Source organism: Nocardioides zeae (genome assembly GCF_030818655.1).
GTDB lineage: Bacteria > Actinomycetota > Actinomycetes > Propionibacteriales > Nocardioidaceae > Nocardioides > Nocardioides zeae_A.
Genome location: NZ_JAUTAN010000001.1, coordinates 2,063,578 through 2,082,068, shown reverse-complemented (window position 1 = coordinate 2,082,068; position 18,491 = coordinate 2,063,578). Strand labels below are relative to the sequence as shown.

General features: G+C 70.5%; 28 protein-coding genes and 1 pseudogene. 24 read left to right on the top strand and 5 right to left on the bottom strand.

Annotated elements, in window-relative coordinates:
• Positions 1-4: 4 nt before the first annotated feature.
• Genes QE405_RS09920 through QE405_RS09900 form a run of 5 tightly spaced genes read right to left on the bottom strand, consistent with a single transcriptional unit; the run spans position 5 to position 5,252 of the window.
• Positions 5-1,297 (bottom strand): DUF58 domain-containing protein, encoded by a 1,293-nt coding sequence (locus QE405_RS09920; RefSeq protein WP_307200226.1) that lies wholly within the window; start codon positions 1,295-1,297, stop codon positions 5-7.
• Between the two features lie 7 nt (positions 1,298-1,304).
• The gene (locus tag QE405_RS09915) at positions 1,305-2,300 is read right to left on the bottom strand and encodes an AAA family ATPase (protein ID WP_307200224.1); all 996 of its coding nucleotides are present in this window, start codon (positions 2,298-2,300) and stop codon (positions 1,305-1,307) included.
• A complete protein-coding gene (locus tag QE405_RS09910; protein WP_307200222.1) occupies positions 2,297-3,487 on the bottom strand; it encodes a DUF4350 domain-containing protein in 1,191 nt (396 codons plus the stop codon). Before QE405_RS09910 ends, QE405_RS09915 begins: the two co-directional genes overlap by 4 nt.
• Entirely contained in the window at positions 3,484-4,104 is a 621-nt protein-coding gene (locus tag QE405_RS09905; RefSeq protein ID WP_307200220.1) for a DUF4129 domain-containing protein, read from the bottom strand. Before QE405_RS09905 ends, QE405_RS09910 begins: the two co-directional genes overlap by 4 nt.
• Positions 4,101-5,252: a hypothetical protein gene (locus tag QE405_RS09900; RefSeq protein ID WP_307200218.1), complete on the bottom strand. Its 1,152-nt coding sequence runs from the start codon at positions 5,250-5,252 to the stop codon at positions 4,101-4,103. The genes QE405_RS09905 and QE405_RS09900 overlap by 4 nt, the downstream gene beginning before the upstream one ends.
• Before the next feature lie 434 nt (positions 5,253-5,686).
• Here QE405_RS09900 and rpsJ point away from each other — a divergent pair, with 434 nt between their 5' ends.
• From rpsJ to QE405_RS09780, 24 genes and pseudogenes are all read left to right on the top strand, one after another.
• On the top strand, positions 5,687-5,995 hold the full coding sequence (gene rpsJ, locus QE405_RS09895) for a 30S ribosomal protein S10 (RefSeq protein ID WP_008360994.1): 309 nt from the start codon (positions 5,687-5,689) through the stop codon (positions 5,993-5,995).
• A gap of 28 nt (positions 5,996-6,023) precedes the next feature.
• On the top strand, positions 6,024-6,689 hold the full coding sequence (gene rplC, locus QE405_RS09890; protein WP_163772371.1) for a 50S ribosomal protein L3: 666 nt from the start codon (positions 6,024-6,026) through the stop codon (positions 6,687-6,689).
• A pseudogene (gene rplD, locus QE405_RS09885) lies at positions 6,686-7,273 on the top strand (50S ribosomal protein L4); the annotation flags it as partial. The gene rplC and the pseudogene rplD, both read left to right, overlap by 4 nt.
• A 32-nt stretch (positions 7,274-7,305) precedes the next feature.
• The gene (gene rplW, locus QE405_RS09880) at positions 7,306-7,611 is read left to right on the top strand and encodes a 50S ribosomal protein L23 (protein WP_163772373.1); all 306 of its coding nucleotides are present in this window, start codon (positions 7,306-7,308) and stop codon (positions 7,609-7,611) included.
• 30 nt (positions 7,612-7,641) lie between these two features.
• Positions 7,642-8,475, top strand: a complete 834-nt coding sequence (gene rplB / locus QE405_RS09875; protein ID WP_163772374.1) for a 50S ribosomal protein L2 — start codon at positions 7,642-7,644, stop codon at positions 8,473-8,475.
• 15 nt (positions 8,476-8,490) lie between these two features.
• On the top strand, positions 8,491-8,772 hold the full coding sequence (gene rpsS / locus QE405_RS09870; protein WP_028472775.1) for a 30S ribosomal protein S19: 282 nt from the start codon (positions 8,491-8,493) through the stop codon (positions 8,770-8,772).
• Positions 8,769-9,200 (top strand): 50S ribosomal protein L22, encoded by a 432-nt coding sequence (gene rplV, locus QE405_RS09865; protein WP_307200212.1) that lies wholly within the window; start codon positions 8,769-8,771, stop codon positions 9,198-9,200. The genes rpsS and rplV overlap by 4 nt, the downstream gene beginning before the upstream one ends.
• Entirely contained in the window at positions 9,200-10,042 is an 843-nt protein-coding gene (rpsC, locus tag QE405_RS09860; protein WP_307200210.1) for a 30S ribosomal protein S3, read from the top strand. Before rplV ends, rpsC begins: the two co-directional genes overlap by 1 nt.
• Before the next feature lie 5 nt (positions 10,043-10,047).
• Complete coding sequence (gene rplP, locus QE405_RS09855) at positions 10,048-10,467, top strand: 50S ribosomal protein L16 (protein ID WP_307200208.1); 420 nt, start codon at positions 10,048-10,050, stop codon at positions 10,465-10,467.
• Complete coding sequence (gene rpmC, locus QE405_RS09850) at positions 10,467-10,721, top strand: 50S ribosomal protein L29 (RefSeq protein ID WP_163772378.1); 255 nt, start codon at positions 10,467-10,469, stop codon at positions 10,719-10,721. The genes rplP and rpmC overlap by 1 nt, the downstream gene beginning before the upstream one ends.
• On the top strand, positions 10,718-10,999 hold the full coding sequence (gene rpsQ / locus QE405_RS09845) for a 30S ribosomal protein S17 (RefSeq protein WP_163772379.1): 282 nt from the start codon (positions 10,718-10,720) through the stop codon (positions 10,997-10,999). The genes rpmC and rpsQ overlap by 4 nt, the downstream gene beginning before the upstream one ends.
• 94 nt (positions 11,000-11,093) lie before the next feature.
• Positions 11,094-11,462 carry a 50S ribosomal protein L14 gene (gene rplN / locus QE405_RS09840; protein ID WP_011757324.1) on the top strand — a complete coding sequence of 123 codons (369 nt, stop codon included), beginning with the start codon at positions 11,094-11,096 and terminating at the stop codon, positions 11,460-11,462.
• A gap of 1 nt (position 11,463) precedes the next feature.
• Positions 11,464-11,817: a 50S ribosomal protein L24 gene (gene rplX, locus QE405_RS09835; protein WP_307200193.1), complete on the top strand. Its 354-nt coding sequence runs from the start codon at positions 11,464-11,466 to the stop codon at positions 11,815-11,817.
• Position 11,818: 1 nt separating this feature from the next.
• Entirely contained in the window at positions 11,819-12,388 is a 570-nt protein-coding gene (gene rplE, locus QE405_RS09830) for a 50S ribosomal protein L5 (protein ID WP_307200191.1), read from the top strand.
• Position 12,389: 1 nt separating this feature from the next.
• Positions 12,390-12,575: a type Z 30S ribosomal protein S14 gene (locus QE405_RS09825; protein ID WP_010831721.1), complete on the top strand. Its 186-nt coding sequence runs from the start codon at positions 12,390-12,392 to the stop codon at positions 12,573-12,575.
• Between the two features lie 104 nt (positions 12,576-12,679).
• Positions 12,680-13,102 carry a 30S ribosomal protein S8 gene (rpsH, locus tag QE405_RS09820; protein WP_163772382.1) on the top strand — a complete coding sequence of 141 codons (423 nt, stop codon included), beginning with the start codon at positions 12,680-12,682 and terminating at the stop codon, positions 13,100-13,102.
• A gap of 28 nt (positions 13,103-13,130) precedes the next feature.
• A complete protein-coding gene (gene rplF / locus QE405_RS09815; RefSeq protein ID WP_307200183.1) occupies positions 13,131-13,670 on the top strand; it encodes a 50S ribosomal protein L6 in 540 nt (179 codons plus the stop codon).
• A gap of 2 nt (positions 13,671-13,672) precedes the next feature.
• Complete coding sequence (rplR, locus tag QE405_RS09810; RefSeq protein ID WP_307200182.1) at positions 13,673-14,056, top strand: 50S ribosomal protein L18; 384 nt, start codon at positions 13,673-13,675, stop codon at positions 14,054-14,056.
• A 37-nt stretch (positions 14,057-14,093) separates the two neighbouring features.
• Positions 14,094-14,717: a 30S ribosomal protein S5 gene (gene rpsE / locus QE405_RS09805; RefSeq protein WP_307200180.1), complete on the top strand. Its 624-nt coding sequence runs from the start codon at positions 14,094-14,096 to the stop codon at positions 14,715-14,717.
• Positions 14,717-14,899, top strand: a complete 183-nt coding sequence (gene rpmD / locus QE405_RS09800; RefSeq protein ID WP_163772386.1) for a 50S ribosomal protein L30 — start codon at positions 14,717-14,719, stop codon at positions 14,897-14,899. Before rpsE ends, rpmD begins: the two co-directional genes overlap by 1 nt.
• A 1-nt stretch (position 14,900) precedes the next feature.
• On the top strand, positions 14,901-15,347 hold the full coding sequence (gene rplO, locus QE405_RS09795) for a 50S ribosomal protein L15 (RefSeq protein ID WP_163772387.1): 447 nt from the start codon (positions 14,901-14,903) through the stop codon (positions 15,345-15,347).
• A 340-nt stretch (positions 15,348-15,687) separates the two neighbouring features.
• Positions 15,688-16,161 (top strand): hypothetical protein, encoded by a 474-nt coding sequence (locus QE405_RS09790; RefSeq protein ID WP_307200176.1) that lies wholly within the window; start codon positions 15,688-15,690, stop codon positions 16,159-16,161.
• Positions 16,162-16,613: 452 nt separating this feature from the next.
• Positions 16,614-17,912 (top strand): preprotein translocase subunit SecY, encoded by a 1,299-nt coding sequence (gene secY / locus QE405_RS09785; protein WP_307200174.1) that lies wholly within the window; start codon positions 16,614-16,616, stop codon positions 17,910-17,912.
• Complete coding sequence (locus QE405_RS09780) at positions 17,912-18,484, top strand: adenylate kinase (protein WP_307200172.1); 573 nt, start codon at positions 17,912-17,914, stop codon at positions 18,482-18,484. The genes secY and QE405_RS09780 overlap by 1 nt, the downstream gene beginning before the upstream one ends.
• The last annotated feature ends 7 nt before the right edge of the window (positions 18,485-18,491 follow it).

The window sequence follows — 18,491 nt, the reverse complement described above, 5'->3', positions numbered from 1 at the left end:
CGGCTCAGAGCTGCCCGCGGGCCTTGAGCGCGAGGTAGTGGTCGGCCAGCACGGGCGGCAGGCGCTCGGCGTCCGTGTCGAGCACGTCCGCCCCGAGGGCCCGCAGCAGGTCGGCCGTGGCCCGACGGCGCGCCGCGGTCTGCTCGGCCGCCACCGCGGCGTACACGGCGTCGACGTCCGAGCGGTCGGCCGCCAGCGCGTCCAGCGCGGGGTCGCGCACCGAGGCGACGACGACCCGGTGGTGGCGCGTCAGCGTCGGCAGCACGGGGAGCAGGCCCTCCTCGATGGAGGCGGGCTCGAGCGGGGTGAGGAGCACGACGAGGGCGCGGCGGCGGCCGAGCTCCTGCACGCCCCCGGCGAGCGTGCGCCAGTCGGCCTCGGCGATGACGGGCCCGAGGTCGGCCATGGCCTCGGACAGCGGGTGCACGACGCTGGTGCCGCCGCCCGTGCGGAGGCGGCGCCGCACGACGCGGTCACCCGCCAGGAAGTCGATGCGGTCGCCCGCGCGCGAGGCGAGGGCGGCGAGCAGCAGGGCGGCGTCCATGGCCGAGTCGAGGCGGGGCACGTCGTCCACGCGGCCGGCCGAGGTGCGCGACGTGTCGAGCACGACCACCACGCGACGGTCGCGCTCCGGCTGCCAGGTGCGGACCACGACGTTGCGGGTGCGGGCGCTGGCCCGCCAGTCGATGGAGCGCACGTCGTCCCCGCGCACGTACTCCCGCAGCGAGTCGAACTCGGTGCCCTGGCCGCGCACGCGCAGCGCGGACCGGCCGTCCAGCTCGCGGAGCCGGGCCAGCCGGCTGGGGAGGTGCTTGCGCGAGTCGAAAGCCGGCAGCGCGCGCACGGAGCCGGGCACGTCGACGGTGCGCTGGCGGACCCCCAGGCCGAGGGGACCGCGCACGCGCAGGGTCACCCCGGCGGCGCGGAGGTCACCGCGACGACGGGGGAGCAGCGGGGTCGCCGCACGGGCGCCCCCACCGGGGGCGATCCTCAGGTCGTGCCGGTTGCCGGAGGCGCCCGCGGTGGGCTGCCAGGCGTCCCGCAACGCCAGCCGCACGGCGCGGCTGCCGCGGTTGCGGACGAGGAGACGGCTGGTCGCCCCCGTGCCGAGGCGGATGCTGCCGACGGGGGAGCGCGTCACCTCGAGGTCGCGCAGGGACGGGGCGAGCGCCACGTCCAGGGCGACCACGACCGCGACCACCAGCGCCCAGGCCCAGGGCGTGACGGGGTCCGGCTGCAGCACCACGGGCACGATGCCCAGGGCGAGCAGGACGAGGACGCGTCCGGTGATCGTCACGCGGGCCTCAGCGGGGGACGGGCACGCTGGCGAGGGCCGTCGCCAGGACCTGGCCGACCTGCACGCCCTCGAGCTCGGCCTCGGGCCGCAGGGTCAGCCGGTGGGCGAGCGTCGCGTGGGCGAGCGCCTTGACGTCGTCGGGCGTCACGTAGTCGCGGCCCTGCAGCCACGCCCACGCCCGCGAGGTGCGCAGCAGGGCGGTGGCACCGCGCGGGCTGACGCCGAGGTCGAGCGACGGCGACTCCCGCGTCGCGCGGGCGATGTCGACGACGTAGCCGAGCACCTCGTCCCGCACCTGCACCGAGCGCACGGCCGCCTGGCCGGCCACGATGTCCGCGGGGCCCGCCACCGCGCTCACCCCGGCGCCGGCGACGTCGCGGGGGTCGAAGCCGCCCGCGTGCCGCCGCAGGACCTCGATCTCGGCGCCGCGGTCCGGCACCGGGAGCACCACCTTGAGGAGGAAGCGGTCGAGCTGCGCCTCGGGCAGCGGGTAGGTGCCCTCGTACTCCACCGGGTTCTGGGTGGCCGCGACGAGGAACGGGGCGGGGAGGCGGCGCGACACGCCGTCGACGGAGACCTGCCCCTCCTCCATCGCCTCGAGGAGCGCGGACTGCGTCTTCGGGGGCGTGCGGTTGATCTCGTCCGCGAGCAGCAGGTTGGTGAAGACCGGGCCCTCGCGGAAGACCAGCTCGCCGCCGCCGGACTCGATGACCATGGAGCCGGTGATGTCACCGGGCATGAGGTCCGGCGTGAACTGCACGCGCCGGGTGTCGACCTCGAGCGAGGCGGCGAGGGTGCGCACCAGGAGCGTCTTGGCGACACCGGGCACGCCCTCCATCAGCACGTGGCCCCCGCAGAGGAGGGCGACCAGGAGGCCGGAGACGGCCGCGTCCTGTCCGACCACGGTCTTGGCGACCTCGCGCCGCACGGCGGCGAGGCGCTCGCGGGCGTCACCGCCGGGCTTGCCGAGGGTGAAGGGCGGGGGCGGGGGCGTCTCGCTCATGCGCGACGTACCTCTCTCTCCAGGTCTCTGAGCTGGTGGGCGAACTGCAGGAGCTGCTGGTCGTCGGTGGGCACGGGGGCGGCGGGGTCGAGCAGGAGGCCGACGAGCTCGACGGGCCAGCCGGAGCGGCGGGCGACCTCGTGCACGACGGCGGCCGCCGGCGCGCCCCAGGTGGTGCCGACCTGCTGCGCGAGGCGCTCGCGGGTCGCGTCGCGCAGCGCCCGCGCGGCGTGCTGCCGGTCGCCGCTGCGGCGGTAGAGGCGACCACGGCTCTCGGTGGTCTCGATGGCGCGCACGACGACCGGCAGGGGCTCGGTCGCGAGCGGTCCGAACCGGCGTCCGCGCCACACCATGGCGGCGACGACGGTGAGGGCCGCGAGCCAGAGGGCGGGCACGACCCAGTCGGGGACGAAGGAGCCAAGCGAGGCGCCCTCGTCGCCGGAGATGTCGGCGGGGTCCGGCACGTACCAGACGAGGCGGTCCTGCGCGCCGAGCAGCCGCAGCGCCACGGCCGCGTTGTCGGCCTCGAGCACCTGGCCGTTGGTCAGCACCTCGTCGAGCCCGAGCAGCACCACGTCGCCGTCCACGGCCAGGAGCACGCCGTCGTCGGTGGGGAAGCAGCCCGCGACGTCCTCGAACGCGACGGCGGTGTCGACGTCGATCGCGAGGCCGTCGAGGTCGACCCCGGCGGCACCGTCGTCGCAGCTCGCGGCCACGCCGTCGGTGGCGCCGACCCGGCGACCGTCCTCGAAGCCGAACAGCTCGGGCACGCCGCGGCGCGGGTCGGCCACGACGAGCCGGGCGGCGCCGTGGCCGTTGGCGAGGTCCTCGGCGGCCTGGCGCCCGAGGGCCGCGGGGTCGCTGACGAAGAGGGTGGTGTCCTCGTCGACCCGGGCGTCGGCGAGCGCGTCGGCGTCACGCACGACCTCGACGTCCACGCCCTGGTCGGCCAGCACGCGGGCGACGGCGCGGGCACCGTCGGCGCCGGCCTCGCCGGGGTCGAGACGACCCTCGCCCGGCTCCTCCGTGCCGAGGAGCAGCCCGCCCACGAGCAGGACGACGAGCGCGAGCAGCACCAGGACGGTCGTCAGCCGGGGACGGCGCCGGCGGCGTCCGGTGGTCGCCCCGGCCGCGTCTCCCGAGGCCGGAGCTCCCGCCGGGGGTGCGGTCGGGCTCGTCGTGCTCACCGGACCGCCGCCAGCTCGTCGTCGAGCGCCAGCACGCCGCGCGCCCGGTCCGCGTCGGTCGGACGCTCGCCGTACATGACCTCGTCGAAGTGGTGCGCCACGGCCAGCACCTCGGCGCCCCGCCCCGGCAGCTCGACCGCCAGGGCGCGGGCCACCTCGCCGGCGGTGGCCCCGGGGACGTCCTCGATCACGCCGACCTCGATCTGGCGCAGCGCGAGCGCGCGGTAGCCGTCCACGACCGCCTCGGCGTGCCGGCCCTCGGCGAGGGCCTGCTCGGCCCGGCGGCGCAGGTCGGCCGCGGAGACGACCTCCTCCCCGAAGAGCGAGCGACGGGCGGCCGCCTCCGAGCGGGACCAGCGGGCGCGGCTGAGGAGCCACGCCAGCACGAGGACCAGCACGATGAGCACGACCCAGGAGGCGATCGACTGGGCGACGGCGAACCCGCTGGCGTCCGGGGTGCGCGTCGGGCCCGTGAAGCGCTCCGCCAGCCAGTCGCGGATGCGCTGGAGCAGGTCGCTCTCGCGGTACTCCGGACGCAGCAGCTCGTCGCGCAGCGCGTCGCGCGCCTCCTCCGGGGTCGGCTCCAGCGGCGGGTCCCACCGCGGCAGGTCGGTCATCGCGAGCCCTCGGCGCGGAGGGTCACGTCGTAGCCCTCCGTGCGGATGCGACGGTCGAGGTAGAGCACGGCGATCACCGCGGCCAGGTACGGCGCGGCGAGCGCGGGCGGCACGACGGCGGCCGCGACCAGTGCGACCGTGGCGACCACCTCGCCCGCGCCGCCGCCGGCACCGGGAGCCAGCTCACCGAGGAGGAAGAGGGGGACGGCGAGGAGCGTGGTGGCGACGCCCGCGACGATGCTCGCGAGGACGAGGACGCCCCAGGTGCGGAGGAACCCGCCGCGGCTGAGGCGGAACCCGCGACGGACGCCCGCGACGACCCCGGTCCGCTCCAGCGCGATGGCCGGGACCACGTAGACGGTCAGACGGACGGCGAACCACGAGGCGGCGACGAGGAGGAGCGGCACGCCCAGCAGGCAGAGGAGGAGGAAGAGGCCGACGTCCACGACCGCGCCGACTGCGACGGCGGCCGCGGCGGCGGCCGCGAGCAGGACGCCGAGCACCAGGGTGAGGCCGACGGAGGCGCCGAGCATCGCCCAGCGACGCCCACGTGTGCGCCGCCACGCCTCCTCGAGGCTGAGCAGGTGGCCGGTCGCGGCGGCGTGCACGACGTGCGCGACCACGCCGGTGAGCAGCACGGTGCCGATGAAGGACAGGGCACCGTTGGCCACGACGACCACGCCGGACTCCAGCAGGGCGGCGACCGAGGCGGAGGCGCCGTCGCCACGGGGGAGCCGACCGCCGAGGCCGTCGACGAGGGCCACCAGCGCGGTCGGGACCAGGAGGGCCAGTGCCGCGACCACGAGACCGGGTCCGACGGTGGGGCCGGGTGCGCGCCGCACGATGGTGAGCGCCGCGTCGAGCACGTCGCCGAGCCCGAGCGGACGCAGCGGGACGGGGCCGGGCTGCGGGTCGAGCACGGGGCCGCGGTCGGGCGCACCGGGCGCGGCCGGCGCGCCGGGGCCCAGCAGGTGGGCGAGCTCCGCGGCGTACGGCGAGGGTCGGCGCGACACGGGACCGGTGCTCCCCGGTGGGAGACCCGGTGCGGGACCCGGCGCGACGTCGGGCGCGTCCTGGGTCCCCGTCATCGTGCCCCCGTCGCTCGGTGCGGGCAGCGCCGTCTGGCCCTCCCCGTGGTCGTCCGGCATGCTACCGGGTGGCTCCGGGACGTCCCGCGCACGCGGGAACGGACCCGATTTGGCGTCGCCCGCAGGTGTCTGCCAAGATAGCCCGGTTGCTTCGACGGGTCGTCGGGCACGTGTGGCTCCACCTTGATCACTGAATCGCGTCTCCTGCCGGGCTGGCCCTGGCGTGCGTCCGGTGCTCGAGCGTGATGCCGCACCGCACCTGGGGACCCGATCAGCCCGACGAACCGGTCGGGCGCCGACAACGACATCGCAGGACCCCGGTCCTGTCGCGCCTGGCGCAGAGTTCTGCGCCAAGCCTGCGACACGCCCGACCGCGTGGGTCGGAGATGTCACGGTGAGCGACCGGCGGTGCGGCCCCACCCGGGGAGGCATCGTGACAGGACAGCACGCGGTGCCCCAGCGCGGGTACGAACGAGTAAGGACGAGAGAGACCTATGGCGGGACAGAAGATCCGCATCAGGCTCAAGGCCTACGACCACGAGGTCATCGACACCTCGGCGCGCAAGATCGTGGACACGGTCACCCGCACGGGCGCGAAGGTCGCCGGCCCGGTGCCGCTGCCGACGGAGAAGAACGTCTACTGCGTCATCCGTTCGCCCCACAAGTACAAGGACAGCCGCGAGCACTTCGAGATGCGCACGCACAAGCGCCTCATCGACATCATCGACCCGACCCCGAAGACGGTGGACTCGCTCATGCGACTCGACCTCCCCGCGGGTGTCGACATCGAGATCAAGCTCTGAGTTCGGGCAGGACGGAGACAACAGAGCCATGACCATCGAACGCAACGTCAAGGGCCTGCTGGGCACGAAGCTCGGCATGACCCAGACCTGGGACGAGAACAACCGCATCGTCCCCATCACGGTGATCGCCGCGTCGACGAACGTCGTCGCCGGCATCCGCACCCCCGACGTGGACGGCTACAACGCCATCCAGGTCGGCTTCGGCGAGATCGAGGGCCGCAAGGTCAACAAGCCGGAGGCCGGCCAGTTCGCGAAGGCGGGCGTCACGCCCCGTCGCCACGTCGTCGAGATCCGCACCGCCGACGCCACGACCTACTCGGTCGGCCAGGAGCTCAGCCCCGCCGATGTCTTCACCCCCGGTGACGAGATCGACGTGACGGGCACGAGCAAGGGCAAGGGCTTCGCGGGCACGATGAAGCGCCACGGCTTCTCGGGTGTGGGCGCCTCGCACGGTGCGCACCGCAACCACCGCAAGCCGGGCTCCATCGGCGCCTGCGCCACGCCGGGCCGTGTCTTCAAGGGCACGCGCATGTCGGGCCGCATGGGCGGCGCGACCGTCACCACGCAGAACATCACCGTCCACGCGGTGGACGCCGAGAAGGGCCTCGTGCTCCTGAAGGGTGCCGTTCCCGGCCCCAAGGGCAGCGTCGTCGTGCTCCGCTCGGCCGCCAAGAAGCAGGAGGCGAGCAAGTGAGCGACGTCAAGAAGGTCGCCGTCGACCTGCCCGCCGAGGTCTTCGGCGTCGCGGTCAACATCCCGCTGATCCACCAGGTCGTCGTGGCGCAGCAGGCCGCGGCCCGCCAGGGCACGCACGCCACCAAGACGCGGGCCGACGTCCGCGGTGGTGGCCGCAAGCCCTACAAGCAGAAGGGCACCGGCCGCGCCCGCCAGGGCTCGACCCGCGCGCCGCAGTTCGTCGGCGGTGGCACGGTCCACGGCCCGCAGCCGCGCAGCTACGACCAGCGCACGCCCAAGAAAATGAAGGCCGCGGCCCTCAAGGGCGCGCTGTCCGACCGGGCTGCCAACGGTCGCGTGCACGTGGTCGAGAGCCTCGTCACGGGCGAGACGCCCTCGACGAAGGCCGCCAAGACGGCGCTCGCGTCGCTCTCGGACCGTCGCCGCGTGCTCGTGGTGCTGGACCGCGACGAGACCGTCACCTGGCTCTCGCTGCGGAACCTGCCGGCCGTCCACGTGGTGGCGCAGGACCAGATCAACACCTACGACGTGCTCGTCTCCGACGACGTGGTCTTCACGTCCGCGGCCTACGACCAGCTCGTCGCCCGCCTCGCCGGTCAGAAGGAGGATGCCAAGTGAGCGCCCTGAACAAGGACCCGCGCGACATCCTGCTCGCGCCCGTGGTCTCCGAGAAGAGCTACGGCCTGCTCGACGCGAACAAGTACACGTTCCTCGTGCACCCGGACGCGAACAAGACCGAGATCAAGATCGCGGTGCAGAAGGTCTTCGGCGTCACGGTGACCTCGGTCAACACGCTGAACCGCGCGGGCAAGACGCGTCGCACGCGCAACGGCATCGGCAAGCGGAAGAGCACGAAGCGGGCCATCGTGAGCCTCGCGGAGGGTGACTCCATCGACATCTTCGGGGGCTCGGTCTCCTGACCGGGGCTGCCTAAGACAAGGACAGACACTATGGCTATCCGTAAGTACAAGCCGACCACGCCCGGTCGCCGCGGCTCGTCGGTCGCCGACTTCGTCGAGATCACCCGCACGACGCCGGAGAAGTCGCTGACGCGCCCGCTGCCCAAGAAGGGCGGCCGCAACAACCAGGGCCGGATCACCACCCGGCACCAGGGTGGCGGTCACAAGCGCGCCTACCGGCTGATCGACTTCCGTCGCTACGACAAGGACGGCGTGCCCGCCAAGGTCGCGCACATCGAGTACGACCCCAACCGCACCGCGCGCATCGCGCTGCTGCACTACGTCGACGGCGAGAAGCGCTACATCGTGGCGCCGAAGGGCCTGACGCAGGGCACGGTCGTGGAGTCGGGTCCCAACTCCGACATCAAGACCGGCAACAACCTGCCGCTGCGCAACATCCCGGTCGGCACGACGATCCACTGCATCGAGCTGCGTCCCGGCGGCGGCGCCAAGATCGCCCGCTCCGCGGGCAACTCGGCCCAGCTGGTCGCTCGTGAGGGCTCCCGCGCCACGCTGCGCCTGCCCTCCGGCGAGATGCGCTTCGTCGACGTGCGCTGCCGCGCCACGGTCGGCGAGGTCGGCAACGCCGAGCAGTCGAACATCAACTGGGGCAAGGCCGGCCGCATGCGCTGGAAGGGCCGTCGCCCCACCGTCCGCGGTGTCGTCATGAACCCGGTCGACCACCCGCACGGTGGTGGTGAGGGCAAGACGTCCGGTGGTCGCCACCCGGTCTCGCCCTGGGGCAAGCCCGAGGGCCGCACGCGCAAGCGCAAGGCCAGCGACGCCCAGATCATCCGTCGTCGCAAGTCCGGCAAGAAGCGCTGATAGGGAAGTAACGAGATGCCTCGCAGCCTGAAGAAGGGCCCCTTCGTCGACGGCCACCTCACCAAGAAGGTGGACGCCGAGAACGAGAAGGGCACCCACAACGTCATCAAGACGTGGTCGCGCCGCTCGATGATCGTGCCGGACATGATCGGTCACACGATCGCCGTGCACGACGGTCGCAAGCACGTCCCCGTGTTCGTCACCGACTCGATGGTCGGCCACAAGCTGGGCGAGTTCGCCCCGACCCGCACCTACCGCGGGCACGTCAAGGAAGACCGGAAGGGGCGTCGCCGATGAGCACCACCGAGCGTCAGCGCACGAGCGCCCGCCGGGAGTCCCTCCTCGGCGACCAGCCGGGTGCGTTCGCCAGCGCCCGCTTCGTCCGCATCACCCCGCTGAAGGCGCGCCGCGTCGTCGACATGGTGCGCGGTCTCCCCGTCGCCGAGGCGCAGGCCATCCTGGCCTTCGCCCCGCAGGCGGCCTCCGAGACCGTCGCCAAGGTGCTCGAGTCGGCCATCGCCAACGCCGAGACCACGGAGGGCCTCAAGGCCGCCGACCTGGTCATCTCGGTGGCGCAGGTCGACGAGGGCCCCACGATGAAGCGGTGGCGGCCGCGGGCCCAGGGTCGGGCCACGCGCATCAACAAGCGCACCAGCCACATCACCCTCGCCGTTCAGCCCGCCGACGTGGTGGCCGGCACGAAGAAGAAGGGACGGTCCGCCTGATGGGTCAGAAGATCAACCCGAACGGCTTCCGCCTCGGCGTCTCGACCGACCACCGGAGCCGTTGGTACGCCGACAAGCTCTACAAGTCGTACGTCGGCGAGGACGTCGCCATCCGCAAGCTGCTCAGCAAGGGCATGGAGCGGGCCGGCATCTCGAAGGTGGAGATCGAGCGCACGCGTGACCGCGTCCGCGTCGACATCCACACTGCGCGCCCGGGCATCGTCATCGGTCGCCGCGGCGCCGAGGCCGACCGCATCCGTGGCGAGCTCGAGAAGCTGACGGGCAAGCAGGTCCAGCTGAACATCCTCGAGGTCAAGAACCCCGAGATCGACGCGCAGCTGGTCGCCCAGGGTGTCGCCGAGCAGCTCTCCGGCCGCGTGCAGTTCCGTCGCGCCATGAAGAAGGCGATCCAGACCTCGATGCGCTCCGGTGCCAAGGGCATCCGGATCCAGTGCTCGGGCCGCCTCAACGGCGCCGAGATGTCGCGCACGGAGTTCTACCGCGAGGGCCGCGTGCCCCTGCACACGCTCCGCGCCGACATCGACTACGGCTTCTACGAGGCCCGCACGACCTTCGGCCGCATCGGCGTGAAGGTCTGGATCTACAAGGGCGAGGTCGCGGGCACCCGCGCCGAGCGCGAGGCGCAGGCTGCGGCCCGTGCCGGTGCGCCGGGTCGCGGTGGCCGTCCGGCTCGTGGCGGGGACCGTCCGAGCCGTGGCTCGCGCGGTGACCGTCCCACGCGTGCCGGCCGTGACGCCGGCGCCGCCGACGCTACGGCGACCGAGGCTCCGGCCCCGGCTGCCGCTGAGACCGCTGCCGCTCCGGCAGCCACGGAGGGCTGATCCCCATGCTGATGCCCCGTCGCGTCAAGCACCGCAAGCAGCACCACCCGAAGCGGACCGGTGCCGCCAAGGGCGGTACGTCGCTGAACTTCGGCGACTTCGGTATCCAGGCGATCGAGTCGCACTACGTGACCAACCGCCAGATCGAGTCGGCCCGTATCGCGATGACCCGTCACATCAAGCGTGGCGGCAAGGTCTGGATCAACATCTACCCGGACCGTCCCCTCACGAAGAAGCCGGCCGAGACCCGCATGGGTTCCGGCAAGGGCTCGCCCGAGTGGTGGGTGGCCAACGTCAAGGCTGGTCGTGTCATGTTCGAACTCTCCGGTGTCTCGGAGGACGTTGCCCGCGAGGCCATGCGCCGCGCGATCCACAAGCTCCCGATGAAGTGCCGCTTCATCTCCCGCGAGGCAGGTGAATTCTGATGTCGCAGAAGGTCAGCAAGGCTTTCGAGCTCGACGAGCTCGAGGGTGCGGATCTCGCGGAGAAGCTGCGTGAGGCCAAGGAGGAGCTGTTCAACCTCCGGTTCCAGGCGGCCACCGGCCAGCTCGAGAACAACAGCCGTCTCCGCACGGTGAAGAAGGACATCGCCCGGATCTACACGGTGCTCCGTGAGCGCGAGCTCGGGATCCGCACCGCGCCGGGCTCCGACGAGATCACGAAGGACGGCGCTGCATGAGCACCGAGACGAACCAGGACGTTCCCGCTCGGGGCGCGCGCAAGGTCCGCGAGGGCATCGTCGTCAGCGACAAGATGGACAAGACCGTCGTGGTCGAGGTCGAGGACCGCGTGAAGCACGCGCTCTACGGCAAGGTCATGCGGCGCACGAGCAAGCTCAAGGCTCACGACGAGCCCAACGAGTGCGGCACCGGCGACCGCGTCCTGATCATGGAGACCCGGCCGCTGTCCGCCACCAAGCGGTGGCGCGTGGTCGAGGTCCTCGAGAAGGCGAAGTGACCTCTCGCCTCACGGCGAGCCAGAAACCCCACTAGTTCGGCCAGGCTCCCCCTCCTCGTGAGGGGGAGAACCGGCACGACATCCAGGAGAGAAGATGATCCAGCAGGAGTCGCGACTCAAGGTCGCCGACAACACGGGTGCGAAGGAGATCCTCTGCATCCGCGTTCTCGGTGGCTCGGGTCGGCGCTACGCCGGAATCGGCGATGTCATCGTCGCCACCGTCAAGGACGCGATCCCCGGTGGCAACGTGAAGAAGGGTGACGTCGTCAAGGCGGTCGTCGTGCGCACCGTCAAGGAGCGCCGCCGTCCGGACGGTTCCTACATCCGTTTCGACGAGAACGCCGCCGTGATCCTCAAGAACGACGGCGAGCCGCGCGGCACGCGCATCTTCGGCCCCGTGGGCCGCGAGCTGCGCGAGAAGAAGTTCATGAAGATCATCTCGCTCGCGCCGGAGGTGCTCTGACATGGCGAAGCTCAAGATCAAGAAGGGCGACACCGTCAAGGTGATCGCGGGCAAGGACAAGGGAGCCCAGGGCAAGGTCATCAACGTCCTCCGCGAGGAGGACCGGGTGATCGTCGAGGGCGTCAACCGCGTCAAGAAGCACACGAAGGCCGCGCCCCAGGGTGGCGACGCCACCGGCGGGATCATCACCACCGAGGCCCCGATCCACATCTCGAACGTGATGCTGGTCGAGGGTGACGGCGTGACCCGCGCGGGCTTCAAGCGCGTCGAGGCGACCAAGCGTCGCGCCGACGGCTCGGAGTACGCCGCGGGCCGCAGCGTGCGCGTGTCGCGCAAGACCGGCGAGGAGATCTGACATGACCGAGACCACCGTCGCCGTCCCGACGCCGCGCCTGAAGACGCGGTACCGCGAGGAGATCCTGCCCGCGCTCAAGTCGGAGTTCGAGATCGCCAACGTCATGCAGGTCCCCGGTCTGACCAAGATCGTGGTCAACATGGGTGTCGGCGAGGCCGCTCGTGACTCGAAGCTGATCGAGGGCGCCATCCGCGACCTCACCGCGATCACGGGCCAGAAGCCGCAGGTCACGAAGGCCCGCAAGTCCATCGCGCAGTTCAAGCTGCGCGAGGGCATGCCGATCGGCGCGCACGTCACGCTGCGCGGCGACCGCATGTGGGAGTTCCTCGACCGGCTGCTGTCGCTCGCCCTCCCGCGCATCCGCGACTTCCGGGGCCTCTCGCCCAAGCAGTTCGACGGTCGTGGCAACTACACGTTCGGTCTGACCGAGCAGGTCATGTTCCACGAGATCGACCAGGACAAGGTCGACCGCTCGCGCGGCATGGACATCACCGTGGTGACCACCGCCACGAACGACGAGCAGGGTCGGGCGCTGCTGAAGCAGCTCGGCTTCCCCTTCAAGGAGAACTGACATGGCGAAGACGTCGCTGAAGGTCAAGGCCGCGCGCAAGCCGAAGTTCGCGGTCCGTGGTTACACCCGCTGCCAGCGCTGCGGTCGGCCCAAGGCGGTCTACCGCAAGTTCGGTCTGTGCCGCATCTGCCTGCGCGAGATGGCGCACCGGGGCGAGCTGCCCGGCGTGACCAAGTCGAGCTGGTGACCCAGCCCCTCCCGCACCAGCCGTTTCCGTTCCAGCACGAGTCGCTGTAGGTCCCACCGCCGTGACGGCGGTGGGAAACCACGGTGGAGAAAGGCCTTGTGGCCATGACGATGACTGACCCGATCGCAGACATGCTCACGCGTCTGCGCAACGCCAACCAGGCGTACCACGATGCTGTCGAGATGCCGTACAGCAAGCTGAAGGAGGGCGTCGCCGCCATCCTGAAGCAGGAGGGCTACGTGACCTCCTTCGAGGTGACCGACAACCTCGACCCGAAGACCGGTGAGCCGGCCGTCGGCAAGACGCTCCGCATCACGCTCAAGTACGGCCGCAACCGCGAGCGCTCGATCGCCGGTGTCCGGCGCATCAGCAAGCCCGGTCTGCGGGTGTACGCCAAGCACACCAACCTGCCGAAGGTCCTCGGTGGCCTGGGCGTCGCGATCATCTCGACGAGCCAGGGCCTCCTGACCGACCGTCAGGCCAACAAGAAGGGCGTGGGTGGGGAAGTCCTCGCCTACGTCTGGTGACGAGAGACCGAGAGAGGAGACACGAAGCATGTCGCGCATTGGCAAGCTCCCCATCCCGGTCCCGTCCGGAGTCGACGTCGCGATCGACGCGAGCGTGGTGACGGTCAAGGGCCCCAAGGGCACCCTGACCCACACGGTCCCCGCGCCGATCACCGTCGAGAAGGCCGACGGCACGCTGGAGGTGAAGCGCCCGAACGACGAGCGCGAGAGCCGCTCGCTGCACGGCCTCACCCGCACGCTGGTCGCCAACATGGTGACGGGCGTGACGGAGGGCTACGAGAAGAAGCTCGAGATCGTGGGCGTGGGTTACCGCGTGCTGTCGAAGGGCCCGACCCAGCTGGAGTTCCAGCTCGGCTACAGCCACTCGATCACGGTCAACGCCCCCGAGGGCATCACGTTCGCGGTCGAGGGCCCGACGAAGCTCGGTGTCCAGGGCATCGACAAGCAGCTCGTCGGTGAGACCGCGGCCAAGATCCGCAAGCTCCGCAAGCCCGAGCCCTACAAGGGCAAGGGCGTTCGCTACGCGGGCGAGCAGGTCCGCCGCAAGGTCGGAAAGGCAGGTAAGTGACGATGGCCATCTCCCTTGCCAACAACAAGCACACCGCGGCGCGCGTCAAGGCGCGCCTGCGTCGCCAGGTCCGTGGACGCAAGCGCGTCGCGGGCACGGCGGAGCGTCCTCGTCTGGTCGTGACCCGCAGCGCCAAGCACATCTCGGTGCAGGTCGTCGACGACGTGGTCGGCAAGACCCTCGTCTCCGCGTCGACCCTCGAGTCCGAGCTCCGCTCGCTCGACGGCGACAAGACGGCGAAGGCCAAGCGGGTCGGCGAGCTCGTCGCCGAGCGTGCGAAGTCGAACGGTGTCGACTCGGTCGTGTTCGACCGCGCCGGCAACAAGTACCACGGTCGCGTCGCGGCCCTCGCGGACGGTGCCCGCGAGGGTGGCCTGACCTTCTGATCGCGAAGACAAGCCAGAGAGAGAAGAGGAAAGTCTCATGAGCGGACCCCAGCGCGGACGCGCCGGCGGCGAGCGCCAGGGCGGTGACCGTCGCGGCCGCGACGATCGTCGTGGTGGCGGCGCCGACAAGACCGCCTACATCGAGCGCGTCGTCGCGATCAACCGTGTCGCCAAGGTCGTGAAGGGTGGTCGTCGCTTCAGCTTCACCGCCCTCGTGATCGTCGGTGACGGCGACGGCCTGGTCGGCGTCGGCTACGGCAAGGCCAAGGAGGTGCCCGCCGCCATCGCGAAGGGCGTCGAGGAGGCGAAGAAGAGCTTCTTCCGCGTCCCCCGTGTGCAGGGCACCATCCCTCACCCGGTCCAGGGCGAGAAGGCGGCTGGCGTCGTCTTCCTGCGCCCGGCGGCCCCCGGTACCGGTGTCATCGCCGGTGGCCCGGTGCGCGCGGTTCTCGAGTGCGCGGGCATCCACGACGTGCTGAGCAAGTCGCTCGGCTCGTCCAACCAGATCAACATCGTGCACGCCACGGTGGAGGCGCTCCGCCTCCTCGAGGAGCCCGAGTCGGTCGCCGCACGTCGCGGTCTCCCCGTCGAGGACGTCGCCCCGGCGGCGCTGCTCAAGGCCCGTGCCGAGGCGCCGGCCGCCGCGGGGGTGTCCGACTGATGGCGCACCTCAAGGTCGAGCAGAAGAAGTCGGGGATCGGCCGCAAGCAGAACCAGCGCGACACCCTGCGCTCGCTGGGTCTGAAGCGGATCGGCGACGTGGTCGTCAAGGAGGACCGTCCCGAGATCCGCGGGATGGTCAACGCGGTCCGTCACCTCGTGACCGTCGAGGAGGTCGACTGACATGACGCTGAAGATCCACAACCTGCGTCCCGCCAAGGGTGCCAAGACCGCGAAGACCCGTGTCGGTCGCGGTGAGGGCTCCAAGGGCAAGACCGCGGGCCGCGGTACCAAGGGCACCAAGGCTCGCTACCAGGTCCCGGTCGCCTTCGAGGGTGGCCAGATGCCGATCCACATGCGGCTCCCGAAGCTCAAGGGCTTCAAGAACCCGTTCAAGGTGGAGTTCCAGGTCGTCAACCTCGACCGCATCGGCGAGCTGTTCCCCGAGGGGGGCGAGGTGTCCAAGGACGCGCTCGTCGCCAAGGGTGCGGTGCGCAAGAACCAGCCCGTGAAGGTGCTGGGCACGGGGGACATCTCCGTGGCGGTCCAGGTCTCCGCCGACGCCGTCTCGGCGTCCGCCAAGGAGAAGATCGAGGCGGCCGGCGGCAGCGTCACCGTCGTCGGTGCGTGACCGCGACAGACTGATCGACGAGGGCGTCGTCGGGCGATCCAGCCCGACGGCGCCCTGTTGTATTTCCTGCCCAGAGTTCTTGAGGTGGCCAATTGTCTGGCTCACGGTTGACAGAAGTGCCGGTGTCTTCCGGTGTGCTGCCGGGTCATCTGTCACCGTGCTTCAGCTTCGAACGCGATTGGTACGGGCGCCGTGCGAGTAGTGGGTTTTGTCATCGGGCGCTCGCCCGCTTTCGCCGGTTGCCTAGCGATGGCCGGCGGCGCGAGGACCTGGTCGCGACGTTCTGGATTGTTGACTTGGCGACCACTCTATTGACGAGGTTCTCTGCCACTTCATAGGCTTGAGCGAGTTGGACCATCTCGGGGGTGGTCTCTATGAAGGGGGATCAGATATGCGACTGCTACGAGGTTTTGTCGGTCTGGTGTCGGCGTGTGTCTTGGCCGCTGCAAGCGCTGTACTGCTTGCTCCGGCCGCCAATGCTGAGAGCGGCTGGTCTTGGACGTACCAGGTGATGGTCAACCAGGAGACGTACCTGGCGTACAAAGGTGGAAGCAATGCAGCCAGCTTCGTAGCGGAAAATTCGGGCAACGCCGTGCGGATCACCCTCGTGGACCGCAAGGCGGACGGGCGGGGGTTGCGCACGTACTGGCGTTACAACAACACCACCGGCACCTGCGTAAACGAGAAGGGCAGTGGAAAGTCGCAGAGTTGCACTATCGCGGTACCGGACGGTGTCCAGCTCTACTACCAGCACTGCATGAAGAACGGTTCAACCAATGTTTCGTGCTCCCGGTCGGACTCGATCCTCGGTTGACGATGGGGTCGGATCTGCGCACGGCGGCGCAGCCGCGTGCGCAGATCCGACTCGGTGCGACTGATCGCTGCAACTCGGTGACGATCGACGGCATCCGGCGATTCCATTCGCCGCCCATCGCTGGACCGTCGCTGGTCCGGCGCTAGGCCCGCGGCGACCACGGCGATCAGTCCGGCGAGCTCTGTTCTAACGGGTCGCCGCGTTCGCGACTGGCCCACCCGGTCAGGCGGGTCTGGCCAACTCGTCGGTTGCTCGGGGTGGGCATCGGTATGGTGGGGAGTGAGCCGCCTGTGTGAGACGTGCGGTCATGGATTCCCCGACGGCCTCGGCGTGAGGCCGTGAGGCGAGGTACTCGCGGAAGCATGCGCGCCCTGGCCTGTTAGGCTCAGCCGCGCTCTCCTGAGGGGAGGCTTGCCAGCGGCCGTGTGCCGCCCCTGAAGAAAGAGGATCTCGTGCTCGGCGCCTTCGCCAACGCATTCCGTACGCCGGACCTTCGGCGCAAGCTGCTCTTCGTCCTGGGCGTCGTCGTGATCTTCCGCCTCGGCTCGCAGATCCCGTCGCCCGGAGTGCACGTCGACAACGTGCAGACCTGTCTCAACCGCGTCGAGGACGACGGGCTCTACACCCTGATCAACCTGTTCTCGGGTGGAGCGCTCCTGCAGCTCACGATCTTCGCGCTCGGGATCATGCCGTACATCACGGCGAGCATCATCCTGCAGCTGCTGGTGGTGGTGATCCCGCGGCTGGAGGCCCTCAAGAAGGAGGGCCAGTCCGGCCAGGCCAAGATCACGCAGTACACGCGGTACCTCACGCTGGCGCTCGCGGTCCTGCAGGCCACGGGCATCGTGGCCCTGGCGCGGAGCAAGCAGCTCCTGTCCGGCTGCACGGAGCCGCTGCTCCACAACGAGAACAGCAAGCTCACCTTCCTCGTCATGGTCGTGACCATGACCGCCGGCACCGCGGTCATCATGTGGCTCGGTGAGCTCATCACCGACCGTGGCATCGGCAACGGCATGTCGATCCTCATCTTCTGCCAGGTCGTCGCCACGTTCCCCGGCTCGCTGTGGGCCGTCCGCCAGTCGCAGGGCTGGGCGACCTTCGCCATCGTCATGGTGGTGGGTCTCGCCCTCGTCGCGGCGGTCATCTTCATCGAGCAGGCGCAGCGCCGCATCCCGGTGCAGTACGCGCGCCGCATGGTGGGGCGCCGCATGTTCGGCGGCAGCTCGACCTACATCCCGCTCAAGGTGAACCAGGCCGGCATCATCCCGGTCATCTTCGCCAGCTCGTTGCTCTACCTGCCGGCCATGGCCGCCCAGTTCAACCGGAGCTCCGACTCCGGTTGGGTCAACTGGATCAACGAGCACTTCGTCCGCGGAGACCACCCGCTCTACATGGCGATCTACTTCGCGCTCATCATCTTCTTCACGTACTTCTACGTCTCGATCACCTTCAACCCGAAGGAAGTCGCGGACAACATGAAGAAGTACGGCGGCTTCATCCCCGGGATCCGGGCGGGCAAGCCGACCGAGGACTACCTGTCCTACGTCCTGTCCCGCATCACGCTGCCGGGAGCCCTCTACCTCGGCCTCATCTCGCTCGTGCCGCTCATGGCCTTCGCCGCGATCGGGGCGAACCAGAACTTCCCGTTCGGCGGCACGTCCATCCTCATCATGGTGGGCGTCGCGCTCGACACGGTGAAGCAGATCGAGAGCCAGCTCCAGCAGCGCAACTACGAAGGATTCCTCCGCTGATGCGTCTCATCATCATGGGCCCCCCCGGGGCCGGCAAGGGCACCCAGGCCGCCGGGATCGCCGCCCGCTACCAGATCCCCGCGATCTCCACGGGCGACATCTTCCGGGCCAACGTCTCGCAGGGCACGCCGCTCGGCCTCGAGGCGAAGCGCTACATGGACGCCGGCGACTACGTGCCGGACTCGGTCACCAACAACATGGTGCGCGACCGCCTCGCCGAGGCCGACGCCACCGACGGGTTCCTGCTCGACGGCTACCCGCGCACCCTGGCCCAGGTGGACGAGCTCGACGGCATGCTCCAGGCGGCCGGCGTGGCCCTCGACGCGGTGCTCGTGCTGACGGTGGACGACGAGGAGCTCGTGCAGCGCCTCGTGCGTCGCGCGCAGACCGACGGCCGCACCGACGACACCGAGGACGTCATCCGGCACCGGCAGGACGTCTACAACGAGCAGACGGCGCCGCTCATCAAGGTCTACGCCGACCGCGGTCTCCTCCGCACGGTCGACGGCATGGGCGAGGTCGACGACGTGGCGAAGCGCATCGCCGCCGAGCTCGACGACGTCCGCGCCTGACCTGCCG

What these genes read in the sequence shown, in the direction of transcription:
- QE405_RS09915 (WP_307200224.1), bottom strand. Translation starts at nt 2,300, where the DNA reads ATGAGCGAGACGCCCCCGCCCCCGCCCTTCACCCTCGGCAAGCCCGGC.
- QE405_RS09905 (WP_307200220.1), bottom strand. Translation starts at nt 4,104, where the DNA reads ATGACCGACCTGCCGCGGTGGGACCCGCCGCTGGAGCCGACCCCGGAG.
- QE405_RS09900 (WP_307200218.1), bottom strand. Translation starts at nt 5,252, where the DNA reads ATGCCGGACGACCACGGGGAGGGCCAGACGGCGCTGCCCGCACCGAGC.
- rpsJ (WP_008360994.1), top strand. Translation starts at nt 5,687, where the DNA reads ATGGCGGGACAGAAGATCCGCATCAGGCTCAAGGCCTACGACCACGAG.
- rplC (WP_163772371.1), top strand. Translation starts at nt 6,024, where the DNA reads ATGACCATCGAACGCAACGTCAAGGGCCTGCTGGGCACGAAGCTCGGC.
- rplB (WP_163772374.1), top strand. Translation starts at nt 7,642, where the DNA reads ATGGCTATCCGTAAGTACAAGCCGACCACGCCCGGTCGCCGCGGCTCG.
- rpsS (WP_028472775.1), top strand. Translation starts at nt 8,491, where the DNA reads ATGCCTCGCAGCCTGAAGAAGGGCCCCTTCGTCGACGGCCACCTCACC.
- rplV (WP_307200212.1), top strand. Translation starts at nt 8,769, where the DNA reads ATGAGCACCACCGAGCGTCAGCGCACGAGCGCCCGCCGGGAGTCCCTC.
- rpsC (WP_307200210.1), top strand. Translation starts at nt 9,200, where the DNA reads ATGGGTCAGAAGATCAACCCGAACGGCTTCCGCCTCGGCGTCTCGACC.
- rplP (WP_307200208.1), top strand. Translation starts at nt 10,048, where the DNA reads ATGCTGATGCCCCGTCGCGTCAAGCACCGCAAGCAGCACCACCCGAAG.
- rpmC (WP_163772378.1), top strand. Translation starts at nt 10,467, where the DNA reads ATGTCGCAGAAGGTCAGCAAGGCTTTCGAGCTCGACGAGCTCGAGGGT.
- rpsQ (WP_163772379.1), top strand. Translation starts at nt 10,718, where the DNA reads ATGAGCACCGAGACGAACCAGGACGTTCCCGCTCGGGGCGCGCGCAAG.
- rplN (WP_011757324.1), top strand. Translation starts at nt 11,094, where the DNA reads ATGATCCAGCAGGAGTCGCGACTCAAGGTCGCCGACAACACGGGTGCG.
- rplX (WP_307200193.1), top strand. Translation starts at nt 11,464, where the DNA reads ATGGCGAAGCTCAAGATCAAGAAGGGCGACACCGTCAAGGTGATCGCG.
- rplE (WP_307200191.1), top strand. Translation starts at nt 11,819, where the DNA reads ATGACCGAGACCACCGTCGCCGTCCCGACGCCGCGCCTGAAGACGCGG.
- QE405_RS09825 (WP_010831721.1), top strand. Translation starts at nt 12,390, where the DNA reads ATGGCGAAGACGTCGCTGAAGGTCAAGGCCGCGCGCAAGCCGAAGTTC.
- rpsH (WP_163772382.1), top strand. Translation starts at nt 12,680, where the DNA reads ATGACGATGACTGACCCGATCGCAGACATGCTCACGCGTCTGCGCAAC.
- rplF (WP_307200183.1), top strand. Translation starts at nt 13,131, where the DNA reads ATGTCGCGCATTGGCAAGCTCCCCATCCCGGTCCCGTCCGGAGTCGAC.
- rplR (WP_307200182.1), top strand. Translation starts at nt 13,673, where the DNA reads ATGGCCATCTCCCTTGCCAACAACAAGCACACCGCGGCGCGCGTCAAG.
- rpsE (WP_307200180.1), top strand. Translation starts at nt 14,094, where the DNA reads ATGAGCGGACCCCAGCGCGGACGCGCCGGCGGCGAGCGCCAGGGCGGT.
- rpmD (WP_163772386.1), top strand. Translation starts at nt 14,717, where the DNA reads ATGGCGCACCTCAAGGTCGAGCAGAAGAAGTCGGGGATCGGCCGCAAG.
- rplO (WP_163772387.1), top strand. Translation starts at nt 14,901, where the DNA reads ATGACGCTGAAGATCCACAACCTGCGTCCCGCCAAGGGTGCCAAGACC.
- QE405_RS09780 (WP_307200172.1), top strand. Translation starts at nt 17,912, where the DNA reads ATGCGTCTCATCATCATGGGCCCCCCCGGGGCCGGCAAGGGCACCCAG.